The organism is Ectothiorhodospira magna, from assembly GCF_900110965.1.
Classification (GTDB): Bacteria; Pseudomonadota; Gammaproteobacteria; order Ectothiorhodospirales; family Ectothiorhodospiraceae; genus Ectothiorhodospira; species Ectothiorhodospira magna.
Genome location: NZ_FOFO01000052.1, coordinates 1 through 1,993, shown reverse-complemented (window position 1 = coordinate 1,993; position 1,993 = coordinate 1). Strand labels below are relative to the sequence as shown.

The window sequence follows — 1,993 nt, the reverse complement described above, 5'->3', positions numbered from 1 at the left end:
GCTTGAAACGCTGTCAAGCGCTTCGGCAATAACACCTTTCGTCCAGCTTGCCAGCCGACGGTTAATATTCTTGCCGAAGGACTTGCTCGCCATTGGGGCGGTTAAATCTTCTGCCGCGATCACGGCGGCTTTATCGACGACCTTATGAACGGATTGAAAGACGATGTCGCGAATTTGCGCGTGGGTCTTATCCATTTGTCGGTTCAGTTTCTTGCGCCCCAGGTTAAACTGGCGAATGTGTTGACGCTTGCGTGGGTTGCGATGTCGATTGGCGAGCGCCCGTAACTTGGAACGGCGCTGATATTTGGCTTTCAGCCGATCCGATTTTTCGGACAACACCGGACCGAGCGTTTGACCATGATGTTCACCATCAGAATCGACCAACACCTCGGAGTAACCCTTATCGACGCCGATGGTGCGCCCACCACAGTCTTGCTTGACTTCTGCTTCAATGGCGTAATGCACTTCGAGCCGATCATCGTCTTTGATGATGATACGCAGGGTGCCGGTCGGCTCAACGATGGTGTGAAGCGGAATGGCGATGCGCTGACCTCTCACCAAGCCAGGAATTTTGATCCAGGCACGCCCACCCAGTTGGAAGGTGGTGTAGTTATCCGAGCGCACAATGATTTGGTTGTGAGTGTGATTATGACCATGCTTCCAGTGCTTGCGCATCACTCGGCGTAAATAAGGATCGTGTACCCAGGCGTTGCCTTTGAGCGCGGTGAACAGGCGTTTTTGTTCGCTCTTGTCCTGGGTGTGACGCAAGATGCAGCGGCGCGCTTTGACCTTGGCCGCTTCCATAGTGGCGGTGATGTCGCCTTTGGCATCGCGCAGCGTCTCTTTCCAAGCATTGGCCGAGACCGGGAAAACGCGGCCTTCGCTCAGCCAAGCATCGCGAATCTGACGGTCGGATAAGCCCACGCCGTGCAGCGAACCAAAGCGCTGCCAGACATCAGAGCGCACTTGCCCGAGCCGCCGTGCCTGTTCGCGCAAGGCCGCCACCTTGCCCTTATTCGGGCGCTTGGCGCGCAGAATCCGCGTGACTTTCATTCGCAGGCGTCCTTGGGTTGGCGAAGAGGCATCTCGGCAAAGTCCTCCTTGATGGATTGTTTGTATTTGCGCATTCCGTACAACCGACAGCTGAAGGTATGCACAATTGCCAATAAATCCTCGACCATCTCCTGCTCGGGCGAGAGCGATTCTTGGTTCACTACCACGATCTCGCAGCCGTTTTCATCAGCCAGGTGCGCCAATAGATCAAAGCCAAAGCGCATCAACCGATCTTTGTGCGCCACCAGCAGCAGACGCACTTCCCCGCGCTGAATCCGATCAACCAAGCCAAGAAAACGCTTGCGCTTGAAGTTCATCCCGCCGCCGACCTCTTGAATCCATTCATCCACAGCGATCCCCGCGCCCAGGCAGTAGGTCTCCATCGCTTGTACCTGCGAGGCCAAATCGTCTTTCTGGCCGGCGCTGGAGACGCGGCAATAGACCACCACGTCCCGCTCTCGGGGCGCCCCACCAAGCATCAGGCGCACATCGGACTCATCGAAATACCGGTGCCCCGACGGCAGTCGCTTGGCTTGCAGCTTCCCTTCGCGCTCCCAGCGCCGCACGGTCTGCACCGAGCGACCAATCCGCTTGGCGAATTCTCCGATGCTGTAGTGGCTTCTCATATTGCATACTTATAGATAGCCCTGAGCAGAAATCAAGCAACTGTTAATTGCTCCTTATTCTGCTCAACGCTGCCAACACGCGTAGCTTTGTAGTGTAGGCGAAGCCGCAGCGGAGAAGCTGTCGCTGTGCTTGGCCTTGTGTACGCCCGGCATGGGCATGAACTGATGGGGTGAAAGTCCCCTGTAGGAGTACCTGTGATGTCCACTCTGTGGACGACTGTAACTACTAGCCGACGGCAAGGGCAGCCCCGTGAGGGTCTGTCTGGAGGAAGCCCGAGCGCAAAAGTGCGAGCCGACGGACAGAAACCGCATAG

Annotated in this window: 2 protein-coding genes; both read right to left on the bottom strand. The window is 56.6% G+C overall.

Features of this window, described 5'->3' with window-relative positions:
- Positions 1-1,053 (bottom strand): transposase (locus BMX62_RS12465; RefSeq protein WP_090209618.1); only part of this gene is annotated, 1,053 nt, incomplete at its 3' end.
- Entirely contained in the window at positions 1,050-1,679 is a 630-nt protein-coding gene (locus tag BMX62_RS12460; RefSeq protein ID WP_090209616.1) for an IS607 family transposase, read from the bottom strand. The genes BMX62_RS12460 and BMX62_RS12465, both read right to left, overlap by 4 nt.
- Between the last annotated feature and the right edge of the window lie 314 nt (positions 1,680-1,993).

Bases quoted from the DNA above. Each gene is read 5' to 3' on its own strand.
- BMX62_RS12460 (WP_090209616.1), bottom strand. From the start codon at position 1,679: ATGAGAAGCCACTACAGCATCGGAGAATTCGCCAAGCGGATTGGTCGC.